Genomic DNA, 26,750 nt, shown 5'->3' with positions numbered 1-26,750 from the left:
TTTCCACGCGGGTCCGACAAATCTCCGCTCAGCACCGGCCGGTGGAGGGTGACGCGTCAGACGGGCGCCGGCCCGAGGGCCGCCGCGGTCTTGATCCAGCGGTCCAGGGTCGCGGCGGCCGCGCCGGAGTCGATCGACTCGGCGGCCCGGTTCATCCCCGTGCGCAGCGCCTCGGTCAGGTCGCCGTCGAGCGGACCCTGGGTGGCCAGCGCCGCGGCGGCGTTGACAAGTACCGCGTCCCGGACCGGACCCGTCTCACCAGCCAGCAGGCGACGGGCCACCCCGGCGTTGTACGCGGCGTCACCGCCCCGCAGCTCCTGCAGGGTGGACCGGGGCACCCCGAGGTCCGTCGCGTCCAGCACGGCCTCACGTACGGTGCCGTTCTGGGCCGCCCAGACCCGGGTCGGCGCGGCAGTGGTGAACTCGTCCAGACCGTCCTCGCCGCGCATCACGATCGCCGAGTCGCCGCGGGCGGCGAACACGCTCGCCATCACCGGGGCCATCCGCAGGTCGAAGCAGCCGACCGCGCCGGACCGGGGACGGGCCGGGTTGGTGAGCGGGCCGAGGAAGTTGAAGAAGGTGGGCACCCCCACCTCGCGGCGGATCGGACCGGCGTGCCGCATCCCGGGGTGGAAGCGGGCCGCGAAGCAGAACCCGATGCCCGCCTCCTCGACGCAGCGGGCCACCTGTTCGGGGCCGAGGTCGAGCGGAATGCCGAGGAACTCCAGCAGGTCGGCCGTGCCGCACAGGGAGGAGGCGGCCCGGTTGCCGTGCTTCACCACGCGTACGCCCGCGCCAGCGACCACAAGCGCTGTCATCGTGGAGATGTTTACCGTGTGGGCGAGGTCACCGCCGGTGCCGACCACGTCGAGCGCGGTGCGGCGCAGCTCCTCGGGAAGCACCACCGGCACCGAACGGCCCAGCATCGCCTCGACGAGACCGGCAAGCTCAGCCGGGGTCTCGCCCTTGGCCCGCAGCGCGATGGCGAAGCCGGCGATCCGCGCCGCGCTCGCCGAACCGGTCATGATCTCGTCCATCGCCCAAGCCGTGTCGGCGGTGGACAGCTCCTCGCCGTGCAACAGCGAGTTGAGCAGGTGCGGCCAGGTCCGATCGCCCATGGCGGGCCTCCCGAGCGTGCGAAGTGCGGGTGGGCTGGAACCGGCGCCGGTGGGTCCGGCGCCGCGACCGTGCCAGACAGCTGCGGGACGTCAGGCGGGCGCGTGCGTCCGCAGCAGCTCGGCCACCGTGCCGCCGGTGGTCACCGGGTCGAGCGGGTGCACGAGCGTGGCGTCGACCTCGGCGTACGCCGCGAGCCATCGGTCCGCGGCGCGGGCGATCACCAGGCAGGTCGGGGGAGCGTCGTCGCGATCGTCCTTGATCTGCCGGGCGATGCCGATGCCACCACCCGGGCTCGCCTCACCGTCGAGCAGCAGCAGGTCGATCTCGTAGTCGTCGACCAGCCGGATGGTCTCCGCGTAGGTCGACGCCTCGACGAACTCGATCTGCAGGCCGGGCGCGGGCCGGGTGCCGACGGCCATCCGCATCCGCTCACGGACCTGCGGGTCGTCGCTGTAGAGCAAGACGGTGCAAAGACGATCACTCATGCCGGCACTCCGCTTCGCTCCGTGCCGTCATGAGGCACCACCGCACTGAGCCCGATGATTCGTTCGCTGCGCTCACTCATGCCGGCACTCCGCTTCCACCTCGTAGCTGCCCGCAGATCGTACCGGTCGGCGTGACGTAGCCGACATCCCGCCCGGCGTCAGGCATTGGGGCGTACCGTCCGGGCAGCTCAGGCGGGTGCGGCGTCGCCGGCGCGCTCGCGGGCCTCCTGGCGGTCCAGCTCGCGGTCGACCCGGCGGGCCTCCCGCTCGGACTGCTTGATCCACTGCACCACCAGCACCGCGAGCATTGTCACACTGACGAACTCACCACCGGCCCAGAGGATGCCGCCGGCGACCACCTGGTCCGCCCGGGGGTCGGACCAGCTCAGGTTGAGTGACGGGTACCAGTCGCCGCCGAGGAGGGTGGTGCTCTGCATGATGGTGAGGCCGAGCACTGTGTGGAACGGCACCGAGAGCAGCATCAGGAGGGCCCGCGCCGGGTACGGCCAGCGGCCGGGCAGCGGGTCGAGGCCGAGCAGCGGCCAGAAGAACACACAACCGGTCATGATGAAGTGCGCGTGCACCAGCTCGTGCGCCCAGGCGTGTTCGAGGGTGAACTGGTACAGGTTGCTGAAGTACAACACGAACGGGTTGACCACGAAGATGGCGAACGCCACAAGCGGGAAGCTGTAGATCCGGGCGACCCGACTGTGCACGATCGCCAGCAGGCGTTTGCGTGGCCCGACCGGCAGGGTGCGCAGGGCCAGGGTCATCGGCGCGCCCAGCGCCAGGAAGATCGGCGCCACCATGGACAGCACCATGTGCTGGATCATGTGCACGGACAGCAGTGCCGTGTCGTAGGCGTGCAGCCCGCTGACCGTGACCAGCGCGATGCCGCCCAGCCCGGGGCCGAGGAAGAACACCGTACGGGCGACCGGCCAGCGGTCGCCGCGCAGGCGCAGCCGGTACACCCCGTAGAGGTACAGGCCGGCGGCGAGCACCAGGCCGAGGGCCAGCCAGCTGTCCAGCCGGGTCTCGGTAAGCACCGCGCCGACGGTGAACGGCGGCGGTGCCGAGGTGGCGGCGAAGATCGGATCGACGTGCAGCACGCTTTTCAGGCTAGGCCAGGCGAACCGGACCCTGACGCTCGGGCCACGGAAGGCGCAGGTTTGCCACCCCGCTGATCGCCGGCCCCGGTCAGGGGCAATAATGACGGCGTGACTGCGGCCCCAGCCATTGACAAGAGCCGGATCCACTCTCTGACCCGACCGAACATGGTCAGCGTCGGGACGATCGTGTGGCTCTCCAGCGAACTCATGTTCTTCGCGGCGCTGTTCGCGATGTACTTCTCGATCCGCGCGGCTGCGCCGGAGCAGTGGGAGAAGCACACCGAGGCGCTGAACATCCCGTACGCGACCACCTTCACGGTGATCCTCGTGCTGTCCTCCATCACCTGCCAGCTCGGCGTCTTCGCGGCGGAGAAGGGCGACGTGCACGCGCTGCGGCGCTGGTTCACCGTCACCTTCGTGATGGGCCTGATCTTCGTGCTCGGCCAGCTGAACGAGTACCGGCACCTGGTCGAGGACGGCATCAAGATCAACGGAGACGGCTACGGGTCGGTGTTCTACCTGACCACCGGCTTCCACGGCCTGCACGTGACCGGCGGCCTGATCGCCTTCATCATCTTCATGGTCCGTACCACCATGGGCCGGTTCACCCCGGCGCAGGCGACCTCGGCGATCGTCGTGTCGTACTACTGGCACTTCGTTGACGTCGTGTGGATCGGGCTGTACTTCATGATCTACTGGCTTCAGTGATCTTGCGCGTCACATCCCGCGCTGCTGCTCCGTCCCCTGAGACAGGTCCAACCGGTTAAGGACACCGCTCATGACTTCTGACAACGACCGCCGACGCGGTCTGCTCGCGCGGTTGCGTGAGCGGCCCGCCGCGCGCAGCAGGGGCCGCCGCCGGCTGGGCGCCGCGGTCCGGCTGATCGCCGCGCTGATGCTCGCCGGCGGCGCCTACACCGTCTTCGCCCCGGGTGCCCAGGCACAGGACAACCCGCCGCTGACCGGTGCCGCCGCCGAGGGCAAGGCGCTGTTCGACGTGAGCTGTGTGACCTGTCACGGCCGTAACGCCCAGGGTGTCGAGGGTCGCGGGCCGAGCCTGATCGGCGTCGGCGCGGCCTCTGTCGAGTTCCAGGTCAGCTCCGGGCGGATGCCGCTGGCCCGCCAGGAGGCCCAGGCGCACCGCAAGCCCCCCGTCTTCACCGACGAGCAGACCCGTCAGCTCGCCCAGTACATCCAGGAGCTCGGTGGCGGCCCGGTCGTGCCCGAGGGCGACGACCTGCGCGAGGACGGCAACGTCGCGGCCGGCGGCGAGCTGTTCCGGATCAACTGCTCGCAGTGTCACGCGTTCGGCGGTGGCGGCGGCGCGCTCTCCTCGGGCAAGTTCGCCCCGAGCCTGCACCCGGCCACCGACCGGCAGATCTACGCGGCGATGTTGAGCGGCCCACAGAACATGCCGGTGTTCGGCGACAACCAGCTCCGGCCGGAGCAGAAGGCCGACATCATCGCCTACATCCAGGAGACGCTGAAGCACGACCAGGACCCGGGCGGGTTCAACCTCGGGCGGTACGGCCCGTCCACCGAGGGCCTGGCGATCTTCCTGGTGGGCATCGTGGCGCTCGTCTTCGCCAGCCTGTGGATCGCGGGCAAGTCGTGACCGGGCGGATCAACCGATTCAGTGCTGTGGCGCCGCTCGGCGCCACCCGTAGCGAGGTGACGGCATGAGCACCCACACCGAGCACCAGGCCCCGCAGGGCCGGGAGCCGCTCGACGTGAATGACCCCAAGCTGACCCGGTTCGACATCGTTCGCGAGGGTGCGCGTCGGGACGACATCGAGATCGTCCACTACGAGCCGCAGGTGCAGCCCGGCACCAAGGCGGAGCGTCGGCTGACCCGGGTGGTCGCCGGGTTCTTCCTGATCACCGGTCTGGCCGCGACCGCGTTCCTGGCCATCTACATCTGGTGGCCGTGGCAGTACGAGCCGGGCCGTGGCGGCGACAAGTGGTACACCCCGCTGCTGGGCGCCACCCTCGGCATCGCCCTGCTCGCCGTCGGCTTCGGCATCCTGACCTGGGGCAAGAAGTTGCTGCCCAAGGAGGTCTCGATCCAGGACCGGCACGAGGGGCAGGTGGACTCCGAAGGCCGCACCATCACCGGTCAGACCATGCTCTACATGGCGGACGAGCTGGGCGTGAAGCGTCGCCCGTTGCTCGGCATCTCGCTGCTGGCCGGTCTCGCGCCGGTCGCCGCGGTCGCCGCCGCGCCGCTGGTCGGCGGTCTGATCTCCCAGCCGCACAAGAACAACCAGATGTTCACCACCGGGTTCGCCGCGGCCGATGGCGGCGACCGGATCCGCCTGGTGCGCGAGGACGGCCGGCCGATCCGTCCGGCGGACATCAGCGCCGGTGGCCAGTTGACCGTCTTCCCCGGCATCGAACACGGCGTGAGCAACCGACACGCGGACTCGCCGACGCTGCTGATCCACCTCCGGGACTCCGACGCGCAGGAGTCGCGTCGGGCCAACGAGAGGATCGGCCACGGCGACTACATGTGGGGCAACTACGCGGCCTTCTCCAAGATCTGCACGCACGCCGGCTGCCCGGCCAGCCTGTACGAGCAGCAGACCAACCGGCTGCTCTGCCCGTGCCACCAGTCCCAGTTCCTGATCACCAGGAACGCCGAGCCTGTCTTCGGCCCGGCCAGCCGGCGGTTGCCACAGCTGCCGATCGAGGTGGACTCCGAGGGCTTCTTCGTGGCGAAGTCCGACTACACCGAGACCGTTGGGCCTGACTTCTGGGAGCGGCCATGAAGCGTCGAAAGTTTGACCTTGCGGCGACACCGGGCAAGGCCGCGGTGGGAGTGGACGACCGCTTCCAGGTGGCCACCCCGCTGCGCAAGCTGCTGAACAAGGTCTTCCCGGACCACTGGTCCTTCCTGCTCGGCGAGATCGCGCTGTTCTCGTTCATCGTGCTGCTGCTGACCGGTGTGTTCCTCACCTTCTTCTTCGAGCCGGCGATGACCGAGGTGGTCTACAACGGCAGCTACGCGCCGTTGCAGGGCACCCCGATGTCCGCCGCCTACGCCTCCAGCCTGGACATCTCGTTCGACGTCCGGGGCGGTCTGGTGATGCGCCAGATGCACCACTGGGCGGCGCTGCTGTTCATGGCCGCGATCGTCGTGCACATGCTGCGGGTCTTCTTCACCGGTGCCTTCCGCAAGCCGCGCGAGACCAACTGGATCATCGGTTCGCTGCTGTTCTGGGTCGGCTTCCTGGCCGGCTTCACCGGCTACTCGCTCCCGGACGACGGCCTGTCCGGCACCGGCCTGCGGATCGCCTCGGCGATCATGCTGTCCATCCCGGTGATCGGCACCTGGGTCACCTCGTCGATCTTCGGTGGGGAGTTCCCGGGCACGATCATCATCAGCCGGTTCTTCATCGCCCACGTGCTGCTCATCCCCGGTCTGCTGTTGGCGCTGATCAGCGTCCACCTCGGCCTGGTCTTCAAGCAGAAGCACACCCAGTGGCCCGGCCCCGGCCGGACCAACAACAACGTGGTCGGCGAGCGGATGTTCCCGCGGTACGCGCTGAAGCAGGGCGGCTTCTTCATGGTCGTCTTCGGCGTCATCGCGCTGATGGGCGGTCTGTTCCAGATCAACCCGATCTGGCTGTTCGGCCCGTACGAGGCGTGGGTGGTCTCGGCCGCCAGCCAGCCCGACTGGTACGTCATGTTCCTCGACGGTTCGACCCGACTCATGCCGGCCTGGGAGATTTCGATCCCGCTCGGTGACGGGTACGTCATCCCGCCGCTGTTCTGGCCGACTGTCGTGCTGCCCGGCATCCTGGTGGGCCTGTCGACGATGTACCCGTTCCTGGAAGCCCGGCAACTCAAGGACCGCAAGAACCACAACCTGCTCCAGCGGCCCCGCGACGCGCCGGCACGCACCGCGGTGGGCGCCATGGCCGTCGCGTTCTACATCGTGCTGACGCTCTCCGGCGCCAACGACGTGATCGCCGACAAGTTCCAGATCAGCCTGAACGCGATGACCTGGGCCGGCCGGATCGGTCTGCTCGTGGTCCCGCCGCTGGCGTACTACGTGACGTACCGGCTCTGCCTGGGTCTGCAGCAGCACGACCGGGAGGTGCTCGCGCACGGCGTGGAGACCGGCATCATCCGGCGCCTGCCGGACGGTCGGTTCGTCGAGGTGCACCAGCCGCTCAGCGCGTCGGACGGGCACGCGGACGGCCACGGCGAGTTGGAGTACGTCGGCTGGGTCGTGCCGAAGAAGATGAACCGGCTCGGGGCACTCGGCCCGGCCATCCGGGGCTTCTTCTACCCGATCGAGAAGCCGGTCGAGGCGCCGGTCTCGCCGGGGCACCCGCCGGTCGAGGCCCGGCCGGAACGCGAGGAGATCGCCAGCGGCGACAGCCGCCGCTGACCAGCCTGAACGCACCAGCACGTGGCGCCCGCCGGATTCCGGCGGGCGCCACGTCGTCTGGGCACCCACCGCCCATCCGGCCAGGAGTCGGACGGCCACGGCGGGACCGGTCGACCCCGTGCGACTGGTGATCGCAGGAATAACCCCGGTGAGCCGGGTATCCGTGCGGTCCAACGTCTCAAGGGGGGGAAGCATGTTGGGTATCAAACGCCTCGGCCTGTTGGCCGCGCTGGTACTGGTCGGGGTCGCGCCGGCTGCGGCCGCGCAGGCCGCGGCACAGCCGTCAACGCAGGACACCCAGTACCTGCAGGCGGTACACCAGGTCAACCTGTTCGAGATCACCGCCGGTGACCTGGCCCAGCAGAAGGGCCACGACCAGGGGGTCAAGGACCTGGGCGCGATGCTGAAGACCGACCACACCCAGCTGGACCAGACCGTGCAGCAGACCGCGTCCCAGCTCGGGGTGGAACTGCCGAACGAGCCGAACGCCGATCAGCAGGCGGTCATCGACAAGCTGAACAACGCCAGCGGCGCGGAGTTCGACCGGCTCTGGGTGACAAGTGAGCTGGCCGGCCACGTCCAGGCCATCCAGGCCACCCAGACGGAGATCTCGCAGGGCTCCGAGCAGTCGGTGGTCCAGTTGGCCCAGACGGCCCTGCCGACGCTGCAGGCGCACTATGACGAGCTGGTGCAGCTCGCCAACAAGCTGGGCATCCCGGTTCCGCAGACCAGCGCCAGCGGTACGCCCAGCCCGGGTGGCACCGGCACCGAGTCGCCGGCTCCGGGCGGCACCGGCACCGAGGCCCCGGCTCCGGGTGGCGGCACCGAGGCTCCGGCCCCGGGTGGCGGCACCACCGAAACGCCGGCTCCCAGCGAGAGCTGACGTAGCGACAGCAGATGGCCGGTCCACGCCCGCGGGGGTGGGCCGGCCGCCGTGCGTGTGCTCGTCAGTCGGCGCTGGAGAGGCCGATCGCGAACGCCTCTTCCAGGTCGTGCTGGGAGTACGCCCGGAACGCGATGTGCGACTCGGTGTTGAGCACGCCCGGCACCTTGGAGATGCTGCCGGCGATGACCTGGGCGATCTGGTCGAACTCGCGGACCCGGACGATGGCGATGAGGTCGACGTGCCCGGCCACCGAGTAGACCTCGCTGACACCGGGAAGGCTGGCCAGGGTTTCCGCCACCTCGGGGATCGCGTCGGTGGCACAGTCGATCAGCACGATGGCGGTGATCACGGGACATTTCTCCGTTCGTCGGCGTCGTCGCCCATGCTAGATGTTCCGCCGCCGCCCGTCGGCGGCCGGGATTAAGTAGCGGCGTCACCGGCCCGCCGGCCAGCCGGCTCGGGTCAGCCGGGAGCGGTGGCGGGCACTGTCAGGTCCCCGGCCGCCCGGATCACGTCCCGCAGCCGTTCGCCGACGCGCACTGTCGCGCCCGGCCACACGACCGTCCGGCACACGTCGCCGTCCACCCGCGCGCCCGCGCCGACCACCGACTCCGCACAGCGACCGGTCACCGTGGCGGACGGGTCGACGAGGGCGCTGCCGTTCGCGGCGTGCAGGTTGGCTGCCAGGTAGTCGGCGGGGGTGCCGGTGTCGTAGAAGGTGCCCGGATACGGCACCACCTCCAGCGCACCCGCCGCCTCCGCCGGGCGCCAGAGGACGCGGACCAGGTCGGAGAAGACCACCGGCAGGTCGCGGACGAGCCGCCAGGGCAGCAGCGAGAAGCCGGTGAAGCTGTGCCCGGCGAAGGTGCCAGGTGCCGCCGGGTCGGCGGCGGCCTGACCGAGCAGGCGTACGGTGTGGCCGTCCCACCCGTCGAGCAGGGCGGCCACGTCCGGGCCCGGCGGAGCGGCCGGGTCGGCGAGGTACGCGTCGGCGTTGCCGACAAGCACCGGCCGGCCGTCGATCCAGTCCCGCAGCTTGGCCACCCCACCCGCGGTGCCCAGCGGCTCGCCCGGCTCGACGGACAGGTGTGCGCGGTCGCCGACGTGCGCGACCACCTGGTCACCGAGATAGCAGGCGTTCACCGCGACCCGGGCGGAGCCGACCAGGCCGAGCCCGGCGAGCCGGGCCAACGCCCGATCCAGCAGCGGGACGTTGCCCACCGGGCAGAGCGCCTTGGGCACCTGTTCGGTGAGCGGACGCAACCGGGTGCCCTCGCCGGCGGCGAGCACCACCGCGCACAGCTCCGTGGGCACCGCAGCCGCCCCGGTCATGGCAGATCGTCGGGGACCGGCGGCGGGAACTTCCCGGCCAGCGGCCCGATGTTGTAGTAGGCGAGCAGCCGGGCGGTCGGCCAGGTCAGCTTGGGTAGGTCGTCCAACGGGTGCCACCCGGCCTCGAAGACCTCCGCGCCGTCGACAGTCAGCTCAGTGCCCGACGCCGGCACCTCCGTCTCGAAGACCATGTCCACCCAGCCCTTGGCGTGCACTATCGCGTTCGGCACCGCCGGACGTAGCCGGGACGGGGGGAGCCGGATGCCGGACTCCTCGAACAGCTCGCGGGCCGCGCCCACCACCGGGGTCTCGCCACGGTCGAGCAGGCCGGCCGGCAGCGACCAGCCTTTGCCCGGCGGCTGGCGCAGCATCAGCAGCCGCCCGGCGCCCGGTGCCTCGGAGTCGCGGACCAGGGTGACCGCACCGACGATGTACTTCGGCATCGCCAGCTTGACCAGGCGTCGACGCACCGGCAGCGGCAGCCGGTAGAACGCCTGGTAGAAGATGGCCCGACCGGTGGCGCGGGAACGGGGGATCATGACCCCAGGCTAGTGGTCACGAATGTCCCTCGGACGCGCCGGGCCGGCCCGGTCACTGTCGATGGTCGACGAGGTCGATGAGCTGGCGTACCACGGTGTCCGGTTCGATCACCCGGTCGAAGACGGCGACCAGCAGGGTCTCCAGGTCGGGGTAGCCCAACTCCTCGGAGAGGCGCAACAGCGGCAGGTCGCTGGCGAGGCCCCGGTTGTGCTGGCGCAGGGTGAGCCCGATGGTGGCCCGCCCGAGACGGACCTTGTCGCTGATCGTGATGCCCGGCTCGGTGTGCTCGGCGAACCACTTGTTGATCTGCATCTGCGCGTGCGGCGACTTGACGAAGCCCAACCACTCCCGGCGGGGGCCCCGCGAGGCGACCCCGGCCTCGAAACCGTTGTCGCCGTCGTTCTCGGTGAAGATCTCCACCACGTCGCCCTCGTCCAGCTCCGAGCTCAGCGGGGCCAGCCGACCGTTGATCCGCGCCGCGAGACAGTGGTCGCCCCGCTCGTTGCCCAACTCGTACGCGAGGTCGACCGGGGTGGCGCCGCCCGGCAGCACGACCTGCCGCCCCTCGGCGAAGACCTGGATCTGGCCCTCGGCGAGGTCGCAGCGCAACGACTCGAGGAACTGCGCCGGGTCGGCGGCGGCCGGCTCCCAGTCGAGCACCCGACGCAGCCAGTCCAACTGCTCGGCGCGGGCTGCCGCGCTGCTGCTGCCCGAGCGGGGAAAGCGGAAGTCGGCGGCGATGCCGTACTCGGCGGAGCGGTGCATCTCCTGGGTGCGGATCAACACCTCCACCGTGCGGTCCTGCGGGCCGCAGACGCTCGTGTGCAGCGAACGGTAGAGGTTGTTCTTCGGTGAGGCGATGAAGTCCTTGAAACGGCCGGGAATGGGCCGCCAGGTGCCGTGGATCGCGCCAAGCGCGGCGTAACAGTCGGTGGCCGGACCGTCGACCACCACCACGATGCGGGGCAGGTCGAACGGGGCGGTGTGGCCGCCGGCGACGGTGTCCTTCCAGATCGAGTAGAGGTGCCGGGGGCGGGGGCTCACCTCGGCGTCGACCCGGCTGCGCTTCAGCGCCACCCGGGCCCTGTTGACCACCGCGTCGAGGTACGCGTCCCAGCCCGGCCGGTCGTGCACGTGCCGGGCCAGCCGGGCGTGCTCGTCCGGCTCCAGGTGCAGCAGCACCACGTCGTCCAGTTCACGCTTGAGGGTCTGGATGCCCAGCCGGTCACAGAGCGGGACCAGCACCTCCTGGGTCTTGCGGGCGATGCGCTCCCGCGACGACGCCGAGCGCACCCCGAGCGTGCGCATGTTGTGCAGTCGATCAGCCAGTTTGATGATCAGCACCCGGACGTCCTTGGCGGCCGCCACGATCATCTTGCGGATCGTCTCGGCCTCGGCGGCCTTGCCGTAGAACGCCTTGTCGAACTTGGTCACCCCGTCGACCAGGTGGGCCACCTCGTGGCCGAAGTCCTCGGCGAGCGCCTGGAGGGTGTAGCGGGTGTCCTCCACCGTGTCGTGCAGCAGTGCCGCGACCAGGGTGGTGGTGTCCATGCCCAGCTCGGCGCAGATCTGCGCCACCGCGAGCGGATGGGTGATGTACGGCTCACCGCTCTTGCGGAACTGCCCGCGGTGCATGTTTTCCGCGATCGTGTATGCCCGGCGCAGCACCGCGGGATCGGTGCCGGCGTGGATGCCCCGGTGGGTGCGAACCAGGTGGGTGACCGGATCGGAGTCGGTGGTGGGCCAGCTGAACAACGACCGCAGCCGGCGGGCGAGCGGCAGCTCGCCCGGCTGTGTCGGCAGGGCGCCCCCCAGGGCGGCGCCGTGTCCGGCGTCGACGTCCACGAGGGACACCTCCTCACCCCGGCTCCGCCACGCCGGGACCCGGCGATCGGAGCAGGCCCACGAATCGGGCAGGACTGCACTTCTCTAACAGCCTAAGCGAGTCGACGTAGTCCGATCGGTCAGTTGGTCATGAGCGTTCGGTCGAGAGTTGGTGGGACGCGCCGCTCTCGGCCTTCGCCAGCAGGTCACGGAACCGCCCCGCGCCTCCCACCGGGGAGGACCAACCGGAGGACATCTCGACAAGTCGGGTCTCCGGTCGTTCCAACCAGGACAGGATCCGCTCGGACTCCTCGGCGGTCGCCGCCGGCACCGGGCCGTGTCCGCCCGCCACCGTCTCGGCCGTGGCCCGGATGGCGGTCAGCGTCGGTCGCGGGTGCACGCCGGGCGGCGACACCCCCGCGCCGGCCAGCCGGCCGTGCCGCACCAACGCCAGCTCCCAGCCGCCCCGGGCGGCCGGCCGGGCCGCGGCCAGCTCGACGATCCCGGTCAGCGCGGCCAGCCGCTGCATCCGCACGGTGGCCCGCAGCACCGCCGCGAGCCGGGACCGCACCACCGCGGCCTCCTCGTAGCGCTGGTCGGCCGAGAGCACGTCGATCCGGGCGAGCAGCGCGTCCACCACCGGCTGCGGGTCGCTCGTGGTGGCGGTGCGGAAGGGTCGGGCCGCGCTGTCGTCGTACTCCTCGGGGGTGATCTTGTGTTCGCAGGGTGCCGGGCAGCGACCCAGCTCGGCCAGCGCGCAGGCCGGCGTGACGGTGCGCAGCGAGAGCCGGTGCGTGCACTGGCGCAGCGGCACCGCGTCGTGGAAACCGGCGGCGGCCAGCTCCGCGGCACGCCGGGAGGTGAACGGCCCGAGGTACGCGGTGTCGGTGGGGGAGAGGTCGCGGACGATCGAGAGCCGGGGATAGGGACCGTCGGTCAGCTTGAGCCAGACCATCCGCTCCGGGTATTTCGACCGCCTGTTGTACGGCGGGGCGTGCGCGGCGATCAGGCGCAGCTCGCGGACCTCCGCCTCCAACGAGTGGGCACACTCCACCGCCTCGACCCGTTCGGCCGCGGCGAGCATCTCGGAGATCCGCGCCCGCTTCTCGCCGGCGGTGAAGTAGCTGCGCACCCGGGTGGCGATGTCGACTGAGGTGCCCACGTAGAGCGGACGGTCGTCGGCCGCCCGGAAGATGTAGACCCCGGGGACCTTGGGCAGCCCCTCGGCCAGGTGCCGCTTGCGGCGTTGCGTCGGGGTGACCGCCCGGGCGAACTCGATGGCGTCGCCGACCGTGTCCACCCGGTGCCCACCGAGCCGACCGATCAGCCCGTGCAGCACGTCGACGGTGGCCTTCGCGTCGTCCAGGGCACGGTGGGTGGGCTGGGTGGCGGTGCGGAAGTAGGCGGCCAGGGTGCCCAGCTTGCGGTTGGGCACCTCGTCGCTGGTGAGCACCCGGCGGGCCAACGCGGCAGTGTCGAGCACCCGGGGGTTGGGCCACCGGTAGCCGTGCTTGACGCAGGCGGCCTTGAGGAAACCCACGTCGTACGGGGCGTTGTGGGCCACCAGCACCGCGTCGGCGATGAACTCCAGGAAGCTCGGCAGCACCTGCTCGATCGGCGGCGCCGGCACCAGCATCGCCTGGGTGATGCCGGTCAGCACGGTGATGAACGGCGGGATCGGCTGCCCCGGGTTGACCAGGGTGGCGAGCACCCCCAGCTGCTCGCCACCGCGCACCCGCACCGCGCCGATCTCGGTGATGCCACCGCCGTCCGGCGCGCCGCCGGTGGTCTCCAGGTCGACCACCACGAAGGTGGTCGCGTAGAGCGGCAGCGCCGGATCCACCCCGCCCGCCGTCGGGTCGAGACCGGCAAGTGACTCCTGGACGTACTCCGCCTGTGCCATCGCCGGCACGTTAACGCGCCGGTCCGACACTCCCGTCACAGCCGTCTCACCAGTCACCATGGGGCTAGGATGAGAGATCGGCTCACTCACCGGGCGGTGGGCCCGGTCGCGGTGGGAGACTTGCCACATGCCCCTCACCGAGCCGTCCGACGACCACCTCCCGCAGGAGGATCTGGTCGCGTACGCCGGTGCTGCGGGCAATCCGGACGACAACGTCGTCAGCGCGACATCCGGCGCAGCCGACCCGACGGAGGCAGCAGACGGCGCCGCTGCCGAGCCGGAGCCGGCGCTGCCCGAGCCGGTCCGACAGCGAATCGTGACGCTCACCGCCGCGGTGCTGCCCACCCTGCCCGCCGACGAGGTGCCGGTGCCGTTGCGACGGGTGGCCAAGTTCGCCCCGAACCGGCGGGCCCGGCTCGGCGCCCCGGTCATCGCCGCCCAGCTCACCGCCGACCCGCTGTTCCGGCAGCGGGTCACCGCCCGGGTCCTGAGCGACGCCGGCGACCTCGGGGCCGCCGTCGTGGCGGGCACCGCGCCGGCCGCCGCCGATCCGGTCGAGGTCGCCGCGCTCGCCTACCTGGCCCGGCCGCGCGGCTGGCGGGAGCTGATCGACGCCAGCGGCGCCGCCGTGCGCGCCGAGGCGGACAGCGCTGTCGTCGCCGAACTGGTCCGGGAGGCCGAACAGCGGGCCACCCGGGCCGAGCACGACCGGGCGGTGGCCCGGGTCGAGGCGGAGAAGCTGCGTGACGAGCTGGCCCGCGTCCGCGAGGAGCTGGGTCAGCTCCGCGAGGAGTCCCGGCAGGTCGCCCGTACCCTGCGGGAGACCCAGGCCCGCGAGCGCAAGGCCACCGAGTTGCTTGCCACCGAGCGGGGCCGGGCCGCCCGCGCCAGCGCGGACGTCGACGCCGAGCTGCGCCGCGCCCGCGCCCGACTGGCCGAGGCGGAGGCCGCCGCCGGGGTGGCCCGAGCCAGCGCCAAGGAGGCCCGCTCGGTCGACGACGCCCGGCTCTGGCTGCTGCTGGAGACGATCGGCCAGGCCGCCGTCGGGCTGCGCCGCGAGCTGGCGCTCGACCCGGTCGACAAACTCCCCGCCGACTTCGTCGCCGACGCGTTCGCCGAGCAGCCGGGCACCGCTCCGGCCAGCCCCGCCGCCCGGGCGCGGGACACCGACGACCCGGCCCGACTCGACCAACTGCTCGCCCTGCCCCGGGCGCACCTGGTGGTGGACGGCTACAACGTCACCAAGCGCGGCTTCGGCGAGATGTCCCTGGAACAGCAGCGCAAACGCCTGATCACCGGCCTGGGCGGGATCGCTGCGCAGACCGGCGACGAGGTCACAGTGGTCTTCGACGGTGCCGAGCGGATGCACGGGCTGCCACCCGCGCCACGCGGCGTACGGGTGCTCTTCTCCCGCAAGGGCGAGACCGCCGACGAGCTGATCCGTCGGCTGGTGCGCGCCGAGCCCGCGGGTCGGCCGGTGGTGGTGGTCTCGTCCGACCGCGAGGTCGCCGACGGGGTACGCCGGCACGGCGCGTACCCACTGGGCGCGGACTCGCTGTTGCGGCGGCTCGCCCGCTCCTGAGGTGCACCGGTTCGAGCGGGTAGGCGCGCTGCTCCGAGAGGCGGTCACCGATCTGGATCCTGGTTCTCTTCTTCTGGCGGCCGATGGTCCTGTCGTAGCCGAGCGTTAGCATCGCCGCTATCGCCGCCGGGAGGAGGGTCGCCATGACCCAGGACAACGTCAAGGTCTTCGTCGACAAGGACCTGCGAGGTGCCCGGTTCACCAGGTCGACGCTTGCCGGTGCGGTGCTGCGCGGCGTCGATGTGAATGCGCTGGACATCGATGCGCCGTGGCTCGCCAAGGGCACGCTCCTGGTCAACGGCGTCGATGTCGCGCCGCTCGTCGAAGCCGAGCTCAACAGCCGGTTCCCCGGGCGCGAGCTGCGGCAGGCCACGGATCCCGACGGGCTGCGCCGGGCGTGGGCGGCGCTCGAAGGGGCCTGGGCGGCGGCGCTCGACCGGGTCCGGTCCATGCCCCCGGGGGCGGTCGACTTCTCGATCGACGGGGAGTGGTCGTTCGCGCAGACCCTGCGCCATCTCGCGTTCGCCGCCGACACCTGGCTCGGCAAGGCGATCCTGCGCCTGCCGCAGCCCTTCCACCCGTTCGGCCTGCCGCACGTCGAGTACGAGACCGACGGCTTCGACATGTCGATCTTCGCCGCGGAGCAGCCGACGTTCGCCGAGACCCTGGAACTGCGGGCCGAACGGCAGGCGATGGTGCGCGACTTCGTCGCGGCCGTCACGCCGGACCTGCTCGCCGAGCCCCGACCGGCAGCCTGGTCGCCCGAGCACCAGGTGTCCGTCCTGCACTGCCTGCACGTGATCTTCGACGAGGAGTGGCAGCACCTCCGCTTCGCCCTGCGGGATCTCGACGCGCAGCAGTGAGTCAGGTGACCGGTAGCCGACGGGCCAGCTCACGACGCAGCACCTCGCGGTCCGGCGTCATCCAGGCGAGCTGGACGACCAACTCGTAGCGTCCGCGTCCGAGCGCCGACCACTGGCCGGGCCGCATCGGCGGGCGGGTCTGCTGAGGGTCGATCGGTGTGACCACGAGCCTCGGCTCCAGTCGGCCACGGATCTCGGCGCTGGCCAGGTTGGCCCAGTCGATGCTGAGCGTGGTGCCGTCCGGTCCGGTCAGGTGCAGCGCTTCGTCGGTCAACCGCAGCGGCAGACGAGGCCGCCGGCGCAGTTGCCAGGCGGTGGCCAGCGCGACGACGACGCCGATCGTGCCGAATCGCAGCAGCACCTGCCACCACGGCTTGTCGAACAGCGCCGAGTAGGCGGCGAGGAGAGCGGCGGCGCCCAACAGGACGACGAGCATCTGGGCGGCGCGGTGTCGCGGCGAGTAGCGGAAGTCCACGACTGACGACGCATCATCGAGGGTGGCCACCGCCACTCGGTGCCCGAGCGGCCCGCCGACTAAACGACGTCGGCGCCCGACGACACGAGTTCCTTGAAGTCGGGCGTTCCGGCCGGTCCGGATGGCCCGATTTCACTGAGCTGGAGTCGATCTCGACCCCAAACGGTCGGTCGGACGTGGTTTCTGTCGTACCCGGTGGTTAGCGTCGATGTCACCGATGGTGTTCGGCTGGCGACGATCGGGCGCGAGCGGGCACCGCGAGCCGATCAGGAGGGGCAATGCTCATCGACTGTGACGGGTGCGCACAGCGGGTCGACGGCTGTTCCGGCTGCCCGCTGACCGCCCTGTTCGACGAGACGTCCCCGGCGGCGGCGCTCGTCGCCGCCGAGGTCGAGGCCATCGAGGTGTTCGCCCGGGCCGGCTTCGACGTGGAGGTGCTGGCCGCGCCGGCGCGCCCCGAGGTGCGCCGCCGTGCTGTCCGCCGGATCGCCTGAGCCCCACACCGCGCCCGGAAGCGGGCTCCGCGCGGGCCATAGGATGAGCGGTCACGACGGGAGGACGGCGCGATGAGCGGGACACGACGGGATGACGGCGGGCTCGTCGGGGCTGGGTGCGGCGGCGCGGCGTGCCGTACGGCGGTGTCCCGTTGACCCCGCGCGGGTGGGCGCTGCTGACCCTGGCCGGGTTGACCATCGCGCTTGTCGTGATCGCCGCGCTGCTCATCCCGTGGCACCGACCGCCGGCCCCGCGGGCCGATCAGCTCGCCGCGCTGCGTGAGCTGCCGGCCGAGCAGGTGGCCAAGGGGCGGGAGTTCCGAGCCGCGCTGCGTCCGGGCGGTTACGCCGCGCTCGCCGTGGGGCTGGTCGTCGCTCTCGGGCTCGGGCTGACCCCGCTGGGCAGCCGCCTGGTCGAGCTGGTGGGCCGGCCGTTCGGCGGGCACTGGGCCGCGCAGGCGGTGCTCGGCGGGCTGGCCGTGCTGCTCGTGGCCGACCTGGTGACGCTGCCGTTCGCCGCCTGGCGCCAGAGCGTGCTCACCCGCTACGGGATGAGCACCAACGGCTGGAGTGGCTGGACGGTCGACCTGCTCAAGTCGTACGCGGTGAGCGCGGTGATCGGCGCGGTGGCGCTGCTCGGCTTCTACGCCGTGATCCGGTTCGCGCCGCGCTGGTGGTGGGCGTTCGGCGCGGCGGGCGCGGCCCTGCTGGTGGTGCTGCTGTCGTTCGTGCTGCCGGTGCTCGTGGAGCCGGTGTTCAACAAGTTCACCCCGATGGAGCAGGGCCCGCTGCGCACCGAGCTGATGAGCATGGCCGCCCGCGACGGGGTGCCCGTGCGTGACGTGCTGGTCGCCGACGCGTCCCGGCGCACCAAGGCGGTGAACGCGTACGTCTCCGGTCTGGGGCCGACCCGGCGGGTGGTCGTCTACGACACGCTGCTGCGCGAGGCGACCCCGGCCGAGGTGACAGCGGTGGTGGCGCACGAGTTGGGGCACGCGAAGGACTCCGACGTGACAGTCGGCACGTTGACCGGGGCGCTGGGAGCCGCAGCCGCAGTGGTGGCGCTCTATCTGCTCGGCTCGTGGGTGCCGCTGCTGCGGCTGGCCGGCGTCGACTCGGTCGCCCAACCCCGCGCCTTTCCGCTGCTGCTGGCACTCGTCACGGTGGCCGGGCTGGTCGCCGCGCCGGTGCAGGCGCTGATGTCGCGACTGGTGGAGGCTCGGGCCGACGCACACGCGCTCGCGCTGACGCGTGACCCGCAGGCGTTCGAGTCGATGCAGCGCCGGCTCGGTTCGGTGAACCTCGGCGACCCCGATCCGCCGCGCTGGGAATACCTCTACTCGGCCTCGCACCCGTCCACCGTCGAGCGGATGGCCGCCGCCCGCGCGTACGCCCGGGAGGCCGGCCGATGAGCCGCACGCTGTTGATCACCAACGACTTTCCGCCCCGTCCGGGCGGCATCCAGTCCTTCGTGCACAACCTCGCGGTGCGGCAACCGGCCGGCTCGGTGGTCGTCTACGCGTCGAGCTGGCGCGGGGCCGAGAAGTTCGACGCCGACCAGCCGTTCGAGGTGGTCCGGGAGCGCACCCGGGTGCTGTTGCCCACCCCGTTGATTGCCCGGCGGGCGGCCCGGTTGGCGCGGGCGTACGACTGCGACACTGTGTGGTTCGGTGCGGCGGCCCCGTTGGGGTTGCTCGCCGCCGGCCTGCGTCGGCGCGCCGGCGTCCGCCGGGTGGTGGCGCAGACCCACGGCCACGAGGTTGGTTGGGCGGCGGTGCCGGCGGCCCGGCCGGCGCTGCGCCGCATCGGTCGGGGTGTGGATGTCACCACCTATCTCGGCGAGTACACCCGCAGTCGGCTGGCCCGGGTGCTGGGCGGGGTGACCGAGCTGAGTCGGCTCGCCCCCGGGGTCGACGTGGACACCTACCACCCGACGGTGGACGGCGAGCAGGTCCGGGCCCGGCTCGGGTTGACCGACCGTCCGGTGGTGGTCTGCGTGTCCCGGCTGGTGCCGCGCAAGGGTCAGGACATGCTGATCCGGGCACTCCCGGAGATCCGTCGTCGGGTGCCCGAGGCGGCACTGCTCATCGTCGGTGGCGGACCGTACCGGGCGACCCTGGAGAAGCTGGCCCGACAGACCGATGTGGAGCGGGACGTGGTGTTCACCGGTTCGGTGCCGTCGGCGGAGTTGCCGGCGCACTACGCGGCCGGCGACGTCTACGCGATGCCGTGCCGCACCCGCAACCGGGGCCTCGACGTGGAGGGGCTGGGCATCGTCTACCTGGAGGCGTCCGCGACCGGCCTGCCGGTGGTGGCCGGTGACTCCGGGGGCGCGCCGGACGCGGTCCGCGAGGGCGAGACCGGGTACGTGGTACGCGGGCGGGACGTGGCCCAGCTCGCCGACCGGGTGGCCCGACTGCTCGCCGACCGGGATCTGGCCCGCCAACTGGGCGCTGCCGGCCGGGCGTGGGTGGAGCGGGAGTGGCGCTGGGAGGCTCAGGCGGAACGGATGGCGACGCTGCTCGCCGGCTGAGCGCCCCGCCGTTCAGCTCTCCCGGGCCGGCGCGTAGTGCGGCACGTACTCCTGGCCGGTCAGCTGCTGGATCGCCGGGGCCTCGAATCCGAGGTGGATGGTGGGGCCCGGAAGGTCAGCGGATGCGGGCCAGGATCCGGTCGGCGGGGGCCGGCCGCCCGAAATGCCAGCCCTGGCCGGCGTCGCAGCCGATCGCCCGGAGCCGCTCGGCCTGCCCGGCGGTCTCCACACCCTCGGCGGTGACCGTCAGGTCCAACGCGTGCGCCAGCGAGACGAGCGACGCGAGGATCCGTTCGTCGGTGCGGCCGACCGAGGGCGACCGCAGGCCGGCGACGAACTCCCCGGCGACCTTCAGTTCGGTCACCGGCAGGTCCCGTAGATAGGCCAGGTTGCTGTAACCGGTGCCGAAGTCGTCGATGGCGATCCGTACCCCGAGGTCGGCCAGCACCCGCAGGGCGCGCACCGGCTCCTTGGCGGTGCTCATCATCGTGCTCTCGGTGATCTCCAGTTGGAGCCGCTCCGGCGGCAGGCCGGTCTGCCGCAGCAGGGCACGAACCTCCTGCACCAGCCCGGGCCGGTGCACCTGCCGTACCGCCAGGTTGACGCTGACGAAGGGGGCGGCGACGCCGCCGGCCGCCCACGCCTCCGCCTCGCGGCAGGCCTCGGCCAGCACCCAGCCGCCCAACTGGACGATCAGGCCGGTCTCCTCGGCCAACCCGATGAAGCTGTCCGGATGCAGCACCCCCAGCTCCGGGTGGCGCCAGCGGACCAGCGCCTCGACGCCGACCAGGCTGCCGTCGCGCAGTGAGGTGAGCGGCTGGTAGTCGAGGTAGAACTCGCCCCGTTCCAGTGCGGCGGGGATTGCCGCGGAGAGCGCGTACCGTGTCAACTCGCGCTGGCTGCGCTCGGCGTCGTACAGCGCCCAGCGTGCACCGCCGGCCGACTTCGCCCAGTGCAGGGTGCTGTCCGCGGCCCGCATCAGGTCACTGGGGTCGGCCCCGGCCACCTGACGCTCGACGATGCCGATGCTCGCCGAGATCTGCAGCTCGTGCCCCTCGACGAGCGCCGGTGTCCGGACCGCGACCAGCGCGGTCTCGGCCACCGCCACCATGTCGTCGGTGCCGCCGCTGCGTTGCACCAGGATGACGAACTCGTCCCCGCCGAGCCGGGCAACCAGGTGCTCACCCATGGCCTGGCGCAGCCGTTCGGCCACCGTGACCAGCAGCCGGTCACCGATCTGATGTCCCAGGGTGTCGTTGACGACCTTGAAGCGGTCCAGGTCCAGGAAGCACACCCCGACCCGCTGCGCGCCCCGGCCGGGCTCGTTGAGCGCCGCGGTGAGCCGCTCGGTGAACAGCGTCCGGTTGGGCAGGCCGGTGAGCGGGTCGTGGGTGGCCTGATGCCGGAACCGGGCCTCGCTGGCGCGCAGCGCCCGCTCGGCCTGCGTCCGGGCCCTCATCGCGGCCCGGCGGATCGACTCCTGCTCGTCGAGAGTGCGGTCGCGCAGCGCGCGGGCGTAGCCGGTCGCCACGGCCGCCAGCAGGCGGGCCATCCGGTCCTCGACCTCCTCGGCCACCAACCCGAGGTCGCGCACCAGCCGAAGCTGGATGACCTCGACGGTACGACCGAGCCCCTCCGCCGAGGCGATGTGCGCGGCGACCAACTCGGCACCGACCCGGTGCCCGGCGCGCAGGTCGAACGGTTCGTTGAGCAGCGCGGCGGCCAGTTGCCCGGTGAGCCGGTCCAGCATGGTTTCCAGCTGGGCCTGGGTCATCGGCAGGTAGCTGGTGCCGGAGACCGCCTTCGCCCAGGCGCGGGCGAACGTGCCCGGACGGGCGGCCGCCTCGGGCGGCTCAGCCACCGAGTCGCCCGACGCCGCCCATGAAGACCGCGCGCTCGGCGTTCTGCGCGCTCTCCGGGGTGTCCGGTCGCCACTGGGGCACCCACACCACACCGGGGTCGAGCAGCTCGAACCCGTCGAAGAGCGCTGTCAACTCGGCCCGACCGCGTATCCACAGGGGATTGTCGGTGCGCCGGTAGACCCGTTCCGCCTCGGCCCGTTCGTCGTCGCTGCGCCCGTCGTCGCTGGCCTGCGACAGCACCAGATAGCTGCCGGGGGCCAGTGCGTCCCGCAGCGTGCGCAGCAGCTCGGCCGGTCGGTCGTCGTCCGGGACGAAGTGCAGGACGGCCACCACCATCACGGCCACCGGTTGGTTCAGGTCGAGCAGCCTGTGGACCTCCGGGTGGGCCAGGATCGCCTCCGGGTGCCGCAGGTCCTCCTGCACCACCACCGCCCGGTCGTTGCCGGCGAGGATCTCGCGGCTGTGCGCCACCGCCACCGGGTCGACGTCCACATAGACCACCCGCGACTGTGGGTCGAGCCGCTGGGCGATCTCGTGCACGTTGCCGACGGTCGGGATGCCCGAGCCGATGTCCAGGAACTGCCGGACCCCGGCCTCGGCGAGGTGGTGCACGGCCCGGCGCAGGAACGCCCTGTTGGCCTGGGCCATCAGCGGCGCCTCCGGCACCGCCGCGACCATCGCCTGGGCCGCAGCGCGGTCCGCGGCGAAGTTGTGCGAGCCACCAAGGTAGTAGTCGTACATGCGGGCGACACTCGGGCGCTCGATGTCGATGGTGTCGGGTGCCCAGTCCGGCCGCTGCATGCGATTCACCCCTTGAGTCCGCGCCGCGGACGTCGTCGCCCGCGCGGGTATTGTGCACCCCGTCACGTACGCCAGACCATAGCGTGCGAGAGGGTGCCCGCCGACGTCAGCCGATGCGCGACGGCCCGCGCCGGCCGAAGCTGGCACGGACCGTCGGTGGTGAAGTCCCGCTGCCCGAGCGGGGCAGGTCAGAACTTCGGCGCGTCCGGTGCTTCGAGCAGGCCGAGCCGCAGCGCGGTCATCAACGCCTGGGCCCGGTTGGCCGCGCCGAGCTTCTCGTAGAGCTTCGAGATGTGCGTCTTGGCGGTGGACTCGCTGACGAACAGCTGCTTGGCGATGCCGGCCACGCTCATCCCGTCGGCGAGCAGCCGCAGCACCTGCCCCTCCCGGGGAGACAACTGCGGGCCGGACGGCGCGAGGCGGCGCTTCATCGCCTCGGCCAGGTCGGCGGCGGTGAACGCGCTGGGGGAGGAGGCGGCGTGCCGCGCGGCGGCCACCACCTCGTCGGCCGGGGCGGTCTTCGGCACGAAGGCACTCGCACCGGCCTCCAGGGCACCGAAGAGCTGGTCGTCGCCGGCGTACATGGTCAGCACCACGATGCCCATCGACGCACTCGACTTGCGCAGCGCACGGGTGGCCTCCAGGCCGCTGCCGTCGGGCAGCCGCAGGTCCATGATCACCACGTCCGGCTGGAGGGCGCCGGCCTGGCGTACCCCCTCTGCCGCCGTGGCGGCCTCACCGACGACCTCGAACTGCCGGTCGCGCTCGAAGGCGTGGCGCAGGCCCTTACGAATCAGGTCATGATCGTCAACAAGGAGGACCTTGGTGCGGGTGGCCGGTGTCGGACTTGTGGTCATCCTCGGGTTACTCCCCTTCTGGTGCTGCGCTGTCGCGCACGTTATCTCGGCGGGACGAGGTGCCGACAACCACGGCCACTGTCGTGCCACTGGGTTGCCGCGGCCTGATCTCCAACCGGCCCCGGATACGTTCCGCCCTCTCGGCCATGATCGCAAGACCGTACCGTCCGTCGGGGCGCTGGTCAGCCATCCCCTGACCGTCATCCGACACTTCTATTTGCGCGTACGGGGGGTCGACCTCGCAGGTGACCCACAAATTCGAGGCGCCGGCGTGCTTGCGCGCGTTGGTAACCGCCTCCTGGGCGATGCGCAGCAACTCGGCCTCGGTGGCGGCCGGCAGCCGGGCGGTGGACTCGTCAAGCGAGAGGTGTACGCGCAGCCCGCCGGACGCGCCCACGGTGCGCGCGTACTCGGCGATGGCCGCGGCCAGCCCACCCTGCCGGTCCACCTCACTGCGCAGCTCGAAGAGGCTCAGCCGCAGCTCGGTGATCACCCGGGTCACCTCGCCGCGCAGCGTACGCAGGGCCTCGGCCGTCTCGTCGGCGTCGTCGAAGACGGTGGCCATGGCGTTGTCGATGCCGTAGCCGACCATCACCAACTCCTGCGCCACCCCGTCGTGGATCTCCCGGGCCAGCCGCTGCCGTTCCTCGTTGGTGGCCAGCGAGCGCACCTCGTCGAAGAGCAGCGCCGCCTCCAACCGCAGCGCGGCCGGGCGGGTCAGCGCGGTCACCCGGGACACCACCGGCGGTGGGTACGCCTGCGCGACGTCCGCCTCCAGCACCACCAGCCCCACAGTGCGCACCCCTGCGACAAGCGGAACGATGAGCGCTGACACGTCCGGCCCCCGGTGCGAGCGGGACTGCGAGCGGGCGGCCGTCGTGGCCTGCTGGCTGGCCCAGGCGTCGGCGATCGCCGAGTCCGCGTCGAGCGTCGTCTCCCAGTCCACCCGGTCGACGCCGGACTGGGCGAGCACCACCAGCCGGCCGCCGCCGCTTGCCGACAGCACCGCGCCGCGGTCCGTCTGGGCCACAGTGCGCAGTTCCTCCAGCAGGTGCTCGGAGATGCCGCCCGGATCCAGGGTGGCGCCGGGCAGCTGGCGGGCCACCGTGCGCAGCTGGGTCAGGAGCCGGGTCGCCTCGGCGTACGGCTGGGGCTTGCCCTCACCGCGGACCACCATCACCCGGTGCAGGGTGCCGGCCGCGTAGAGGCCCAGTGCCGCCAGGATCAGCCACTGCGCGCAGACCGCGAGGTATCCCGGCTGGCCGAGCTGGAGTTCCCCGCCGACGGTGGTGAGCGCACCGCTGACCAGCAGGGTGACGGCGGTGACGGCGAGCAGGGCGGCGCCTTCGCGGAAGTGGCGGCGCAGCGCGGTGACGGTCACCGGGACCGCCAGGTAGGGCAGCACCGCCGAGGCGCCGAGCCCGTCGACGGTGCCGATCGACGCCACAGCGGCCACCTGGCTCGCGGCCAGGCCCAGCACCACCACCTCGGCCACCCGACTCAGCGGGGCGATCAGCCGGTGCTGCGGGGCCAGCAGGGACGGCAGCCCAGCCACCGCCAGCAGCGCGATCCACCACAACTGGGTGACGTCGCGGGTGGCGAAGAGGGTCAGGATGGCGACCAGCGCCAGCATCACCAGGCGGGCGGCCGCGGCGAGGGGATGCGGGTGCGGTGCGGTGGCTGTGGATGCGGGCACGTGACGGATGGTAGTCAGCCTCGGTAGATATCGGCGATGTCCGCCGCGTACGTCTTGTGGACGACCTGGCGCTTGACCTTGAGCGACGGGGTCAGCTCGCCGGTCGCCTCGGTGAAGTCGCGGGGCAGCACCCGGAACGTCTTGATCGCCTCGGCCTTGGAGACGGCCTGGTTCGCGGTGTCGATCGCGGTCTGGATCTCCTTACGCAGGGCCTCGTGCTCCCGTAGCCGCTCGACCGGGGTGTCGGCGGGCATGCCGGCGCCCTCCAACCAGGCCGGCAGCGCCTCCTCGTCGACAGTGACAAGCGCCGCGATGAACGGCTTGCGGTCACCGACGACGACACACTGGCTGATCAACGGGTGCGCCCGGACCAGGTCCTCAAGCACCGCCGGGGCGACGTTCTTGCCGCTGGCGGTGACGATCAGTTCCTTCTTGCGCCCGGTGATGCTCAGGTAGCCGTCGGCGTCGAGCTGGCCCAGGTCGCCGGTCCGGAACCACCCGTCGGCGCTGAGCGCCTCGGCGGTCGCCGCCTCGTTGCGCCAGTAACCCTGGAAGACCAGTTCGCCGGAGATCAGGATCTCGCCGTCGTCCTCGATCCGCACAGTCACCCCGGGCAGTGGGCGGCCGACCGTGCCGATCCGGGTGCCGCTCGGCAGGTTCGCCGCGGCGGCGGGTGAGGTCTCGGTCAGGCCGTAGCCCTCCAGGATCGTCACGCCGATGCCTCGGAAGAAGTGCCCGAGCCGGGCGCCGAGCGGCGCCCCGCCGGAGATGGCGTCACGGCACCGCCCACCGAGCGCGGCGCGCAGCTTGCCGTAGACCAGCCGGTCGAAGACCACGTGCTGGGCGCGCAACGCCAGGCCCGGTCCGCCCGGGGTCTCCAGAGCCTCGCTGTACGCGATGGCCACCTGCTCGGCACGGGCGAAGATGCCGCCCTTGCCGTCGGCCTCGGCCTTCTGCTTGGCGGCGTTGTAGACCTTCTCGAACACCCGGGGTACGGAGAGCACGAAGGTGGGCCGGAACGCCTGCAGCTCGGCGACCAGGTTCTTGGTGTCGGAGCAGTGCGCCATGGTGGCCCGCGCCTGCACGACGCCGATCTGGATCAGCCGGGCGAAGGCGTGCGCCAGCGGGAGGAAGAGCAGGGTGGACGCGCCGGCGTTGAACAGGTTCGGCAGCACCGGCACCGCGTTGGCGATGTCGGCGTACATGTTGCGGTGGGTCAGCACGCAGCCCTTGGGACGGCCGGTGGTGCCGCTGGTGTAGATGATGGTGGCCAGGTCGTCGGCACCGACCGCCTTGCGCCGCCGCTCGACCTCGGCCAGCTCGACAGTGGCGCCGGTGCTGACCAGCTTGTCGACTCCGCCGAGGTCGATCTGCCAGACCTGGGCCAGCTCGGGCAGGCGCTGTCGGACACCGGCGATCAGGGCGGCGTGCGCAGCGGTCTCCACCACGACGGCGACCGCGTTGGAATCCTCGATGATCCACGCGGCCTGTTCGGCGCTGGACGTCTCGTAGATCGGCACGGTGACCGCTCCGACGGTCCAGATGGCGTAGTCGAGCAGCGTCCACTCGTACCGGGTGCGGCTCATCAGCCCGACCCGGGCACCCGGCTCGATGCCGGCGGCGATCAGCCCCCGGGCCACCGCGGCCACCTCGTCGCGGAACTGCCGGCAGGTCACCTCGGCCCAGGCGGTGACGGTGCCCTCGGCGCCGGGGACGGGGCGGGCGAACTGGACGACGTCGGGCGCGGCCTCGGCGTTGTCCCAGACCGGATCGGTGAGGTTGGCCGCGTCGCCAACTGTGACGATCGGCGGGACGGAGAACTCGCGCACCTGCACTCCTTCGTGCTCGCACTGGCCGGGCCGGCCACCGCCGATGGACGATGGCTGTGTCGAAACCTACCCGGTGAGCACCGGCACACTGCCAAGGCCCGGCGCGGTCCCGGCCTCCGGCGGGCCCCGGGCGGCCCGGCGGGTGCGCGGCGACGCGGCGGGGC

Annotated in this window: 24 protein-coding genes; 10 read left to right on the top strand and 14 right to left on the bottom strand. The window is 71.8% G+C overall.

Annotation, left to right across the window (positions count from 1 at the left end):
• Nucleotides 1–56: 56 nt before the first annotated feature.
• From trpD to AB0B85_RS24130, 3 genes are all read right to left on the bottom strand, one after another.
• A complete protein-coding gene (trpD, locus tag AB0B85_RS24140; protein ID WP_357410905.1) occupies nt 57–1,118 on the bottom strand; it encodes an anthranilate phosphoribosyltransferase in 1,062 nt (353 codons plus the stop codon).
• 90 nt (nt 1,119–1,208) lie between these two features.
• Complete coding sequence (locus tag AB0B85_RS24135; RefSeq protein ID WP_357410903.1) at nt 1,209–1,604, bottom strand: hypothetical protein; 396 nt, start codon at nt 1,602–1,604, stop codon at nt 1,209–1,211.
• A gap of 188 nt (nt 1,605–1,792) precedes the next feature.
• On the bottom strand, nt 1,793–2,722 hold the full coding sequence (locus AB0B85_RS24130) for a cytochrome c oxidase assembly protein (protein ID WP_357411018.1): 930 nt from the start codon (nt 2,720–2,722) through the stop codon (nt 1,793–1,795).
• Nucleotides 2,723–2,821: 99 nt separating this feature from the next.
• On the opposite strand from AB0B85_RS24130, the gene AB0B85_RS24125 reads away from it, so the two are divergent.
• The 5 genes from AB0B85_RS24125 (at nt 2,822) to AB0B85_RS24105 (ending at nt 7,992) form a co-directional block, all read left to right on the top strand.
• On the top strand, nt 2,822–3,421 hold the full coding sequence (locus AB0B85_RS24125; protein ID WP_357410901.1) for a heme-copper oxidase subunit III: 600 nt from the start codon (nt 2,822–2,824) through the stop codon (nt 3,419–3,421).
• A gap of 70 nt (nt 3,422–3,491) precedes the next feature.
• On the top strand, nt 3,492–4,328 hold the full coding sequence (locus tag AB0B85_RS24120) for a cytochrome c (RefSeq protein WP_357410899.1): 837 nt from the start codon (nt 3,492–3,494) through the stop codon (nt 4,326–4,328).
• 64 nt (nt 4,329–4,392) lie between these two features.
• Nucleotides 4,393–5,481 carry a Rieske 2Fe-2S domain-containing protein gene (locus AB0B85_RS24115; RefSeq protein ID WP_357410897.1) on the top strand — a complete coding sequence of 363 codons (1,089 nt, stop codon included), beginning with the start codon at nt 4,393–4,395 and terminating at the stop codon, nt 5,479–5,481.
• On the top strand, nt 5,478–7,109 hold the full coding sequence (locus AB0B85_RS24110) for a cytochrome b N-terminal domain-containing protein (protein ID WP_357410895.1): 1,632 nt from the start codon (nt 5,478–5,480) through the stop codon (nt 7,107–7,109). The genes AB0B85_RS24115 and AB0B85_RS24110 overlap by 4 nt, the downstream gene beginning before the upstream one ends.
• Nucleotides 7,110–7,302: 193 nt before the next feature.
• Nucleotides 7,303–7,992 carry a DUF4142 domain-containing protein gene (locus tag AB0B85_RS24105; RefSeq protein ID WP_357410893.1) on the top strand — a complete coding sequence of 230 codons (690 nt, stop codon included), beginning with the start codon at nt 7,303–7,305 and terminating at the stop codon, nt 7,990–7,992.
• 64 nt (nt 7,993–8,056) lie between these two features.
• Here the strand turns inward: AB0B85_RS24105 and AB0B85_RS24100 are convergent, their stop codons facing one another.
• The 5 genes from AB0B85_RS24100 to AB0B85_RS24080 form a co-directional block, all read right to left on the bottom strand.
• Nucleotides 8,057–8,344 (bottom strand): Lrp/AsnC ligand binding domain-containing protein, encoded by a 288-nt coding sequence (locus AB0B85_RS24100; RefSeq protein ID WP_357410891.1) that lies wholly within the window; start codon nt 8,342–8,344, stop codon nt 8,057–8,059.
• Between the two features lie 113 nt (nt 8,345–8,457).
• Complete coding sequence (locus tag AB0B85_RS24095; protein ID WP_357410889.1) at nt 8,458–9,327, bottom strand: sugar phosphate nucleotidyltransferase; 870 nt, start codon at nt 9,325–9,327, stop codon at nt 8,458–8,460.
• The gene (locus tag AB0B85_RS24090) at nt 9,324–9,866 is read right to left on the bottom strand and encodes an NUDIX domain-containing protein (protein WP_357410887.1); all 543 of its coding nucleotides are present in this window, start codon (nt 9,864–9,866) and stop codon (nt 9,324–9,326) included. Before AB0B85_RS24090 ends, AB0B85_RS24095 begins: the two co-directional genes overlap by 4 nt.
• A 52-nt stretch (nt 9,867–9,918) precedes the next feature.
• Entirely contained in the window at nt 9,919–11,712 is a 1,794-nt protein-coding gene (locus tag AB0B85_RS24085; protein ID WP_357411016.1) for an HD domain-containing protein, read from the bottom strand.
• Nucleotides 11,713–11,839: 127 nt separating this feature from the next.
• Complete coding sequence (locus AB0B85_RS24080) at nt 11,840–13,594, bottom strand: DEDD exonuclease domain-containing protein (RefSeq protein WP_357410885.1); 1,755 nt, start codon at nt 13,592–13,594, stop codon at nt 11,840–11,842.
• 127 nt (nt 13,595–13,721) lie between these two features.
• On the opposite strand from AB0B85_RS24080, the gene AB0B85_RS24075 reads away from it, so the two are divergent.
• Nucleotides 13,722–15,176 carry an NYN domain-containing protein gene (locus AB0B85_RS24075; protein ID WP_357410883.1) on the top strand — a complete coding sequence of 485 codons (1,455 nt, stop codon included), beginning with the start codon at nt 13,722–13,724 and terminating at the stop codon, nt 15,174–15,176.
• A 143-nt stretch (nt 15,177–15,319) separates the two neighbouring features.
• Entirely contained in the window at nt 15,320–16,039 is a 720-nt protein-coding gene (locus tag AB0B85_RS24070) for a DinB family protein (protein WP_357410880.1), read from the top strand.
• A gap of 1 nt (nt 16,040) precedes the next feature.
• On the opposite strand, the gene AB0B85_RS24065 is transcribed toward AB0B85_RS24070, so the two are convergent.
• Entirely contained in the window at nt 16,041–16,544 is a 504-nt protein-coding gene (locus AB0B85_RS24065) for a hypothetical protein (protein ID WP_357410878.1), read from the bottom strand.
• 248 nt (nt 16,545–16,792) lie between these two features.
• Between AB0B85_RS24065 and AB0B85_RS24060 the strand changes: the two genes are divergently transcribed.
• From AB0B85_RS24060 to AB0B85_RS24050, 3 genes are all read left to right on the top strand, one after another.
• Nucleotides 16,793–17,008, top strand: coding sequence for a hypothetical protein (locus tag AB0B85_RS24060; RefSeq protein WP_357410876.1), 216 nt, complete (start codon nt 16,793–16,795; stop codon nt 17,006–17,008).
• 152 nt (nt 17,009–17,160) lie between these two features.
• A complete protein-coding gene (locus tag AB0B85_RS24055) occupies nt 17,161–18,420 on the top strand; it encodes a M48 family metallopeptidase (protein WP_357410874.1) in 1,260 nt (419 codons plus the stop codon).
• Nucleotides 18,417–19,541 carry a glycosyltransferase family 4 protein gene (locus AB0B85_RS24050; RefSeq protein ID WP_357410872.1) on the top strand — a complete coding sequence of 375 codons (1,125 nt, stop codon included), beginning with the start codon at nt 18,417–18,419 and terminating at the stop codon, nt 19,539–19,541. The genes AB0B85_RS24055 and AB0B85_RS24050 overlap by 4 nt, the downstream gene beginning before the upstream one ends.
• Nucleotides 19,542–19,656: 115 nt before the next feature.
• On the opposite strand, the gene AB0B85_RS24045 is transcribed toward AB0B85_RS24050, so the two are convergent.
• The 5 genes from AB0B85_RS24045 to AB0B85_RS24025 form a co-directional block, all read right to left on the bottom strand.
• On the bottom strand, nt 19,657–21,315 hold the full coding sequence (locus AB0B85_RS24045) for a bifunctional diguanylate cyclase/phosphodiesterase (RefSeq protein ID WP_357411013.1): 1,659 nt from the start codon (nt 21,313–21,315) through the stop codon (nt 19,657–19,659).
• 79 nt (nt 21,316–21,394) lie between these two features.
• On the bottom strand, nt 21,395–22,204 hold the full coding sequence (locus AB0B85_RS24040) for an SAM-dependent methyltransferase (protein ID WP_357410870.1): 810 nt from the start codon (nt 22,202–22,204) through the stop codon (nt 21,395–21,397).
• Nucleotides 22,205–22,392: 188 nt separating this feature from the next.
• On the bottom strand, nt 22,393–23,061 hold the full coding sequence (locus tag AB0B85_RS24035) for a response regulator transcription factor (protein ID WP_007072219.1): 669 nt from the start codon (nt 23,059–23,061) through the stop codon (nt 22,393–22,395).
• A 7-nt stretch (nt 23,062–23,068) separates the two neighbouring features.
• Nucleotides 23,069–24,757, bottom strand: a complete 1,689-nt coding sequence (locus tag AB0B85_RS24030; RefSeq protein WP_357410868.1) for a GAF domain-containing sensor histidine kinase — start codon at nt 24,755–24,757, stop codon at nt 23,069–23,071.
• A gap of 14 nt (nt 24,758–24,771) precedes the next feature.
• On the bottom strand, nt 24,772–26,586 hold the full coding sequence (locus tag AB0B85_RS24025) for an AMP-dependent synthetase/ligase (RefSeq protein WP_357410866.1): 1,815 nt from the start codon (nt 26,584–26,586) through the stop codon (nt 24,772–24,774).
• Nucleotides 26,587–26,750 lie beyond the last annotated feature (164 nt).

The sequence above is a fragment of the Micromonospora sp. NPDC049044 genome (genome assembly GCF_040649215.1).
GTDB lineage: Bacteria > Actinomycetota > Actinomycetes > Mycobacteriales > Micromonosporaceae > Micromonospora.
This window is presented reverse-complemented; position numbering and strand designations above follow the sequence as displayed.

Excerpts from the sequence above, each read along its gene's own strand:
- trpD (WP_357410905.1), bottom strand. The coding sequence starts at position 1,118 with ATGGGCGATCGGACCTGGCCGCACCTGCTCAACTCGCTGTTGCACGGC.
- AB0B85_RS24135 (WP_357410903.1), bottom strand. The coding sequence starts at position 1,604 with ATGAGTGATCGTCTTTGCACCGTCTTGCTCTACAGCGACGACCCGCAG.
- AB0B85_RS24120 (WP_357410899.1), top strand. The coding sequence starts at position 3,492 with ATGACTTCTGACAACGACCGCCGACGCGGTCTGCTCGCGCGGTTGCGT.
- AB0B85_RS24115 (WP_357410897.1), top strand. The coding sequence starts at position 4,393 with ATGAGCACCCACACCGAGCACCAGGCCCCGCAGGGCCGGGAGCCGCTC.
- AB0B85_RS24110 (WP_357410895.1), top strand. The coding sequence starts at position 5,478 with ATGAAGCGTCGAAAGTTTGACCTTGCGGCGACACCGGGCAAGGCCGCG.
- AB0B85_RS24105 (WP_357410893.1), top strand. The coding sequence starts at position 7,303 with ATGTTGGGTATCAAACGCCTCGGCCTGTTGGCCGCGCTGGTACTGGTC.
- AB0B85_RS24095 (WP_357410889.1), bottom strand. The coding sequence starts at position 9,327 with ATGACCGGGGCGGCTGCGGTGCCCACGGAGCTGTGCGCGGTGGTGCTC.
- AB0B85_RS24090 (WP_357410887.1), bottom strand. The coding sequence starts at position 9,866 with ATGATCCCCCGTTCCCGCGCCACCGGTCGGGCCATCTTCTACCAGGCG.
- AB0B85_RS24080 (WP_357410885.1), bottom strand. The coding sequence starts at position 13,594 with ATGGCACAGGCGGAGTACGTCCAGGAGTCACTTGCCGGTCTCGACCCG.
- AB0B85_RS24075 (WP_357410883.1), top strand. The coding sequence starts at position 13,722 with ATGCCCCTCACCGAGCCGTCCGACGACCACCTCCCGCAGGAGGATCTG.
- AB0B85_RS24070 (WP_357410880.1), top strand. The coding sequence starts at position 15,320 with ATGACCCAGGACAACGTCAAGGTCTTCGTCGACAAGGACCTGCGAGGT.
- AB0B85_RS24060 (WP_357410876.1), top strand. The coding sequence starts at position 16,793 with ATGCTCATCGACTGTGACGGGTGCGCACAGCGGGTCGACGGCTGTTCC.
- AB0B85_RS24050 (WP_357410872.1), top strand. The coding sequence starts at position 18,417 with ATGAGCCGCACGCTGTTGATCACCAACGACTTTCCGCCCCGTCCGGGC.
- AB0B85_RS24045 (WP_357411013.1), bottom strand. The coding sequence starts at position 21,315 with ATGACCCAGGCCCAGCTGGAAACCATGCTGGACCGGCTCACCGGGCAA.
- AB0B85_RS24040 (WP_357410870.1), bottom strand. The coding sequence starts at position 22,204 with ATGCAGCGGCCGGACTGGGCACCCGACACCATCGACATCGAGCGCCCG.
- AB0B85_RS24035 (WP_007072219.1), bottom strand. The coding sequence starts at position 23,061 with ATGACCACAAGTCCGACACCGGCCACCCGCACCAAGGTCCTCCTTGTT.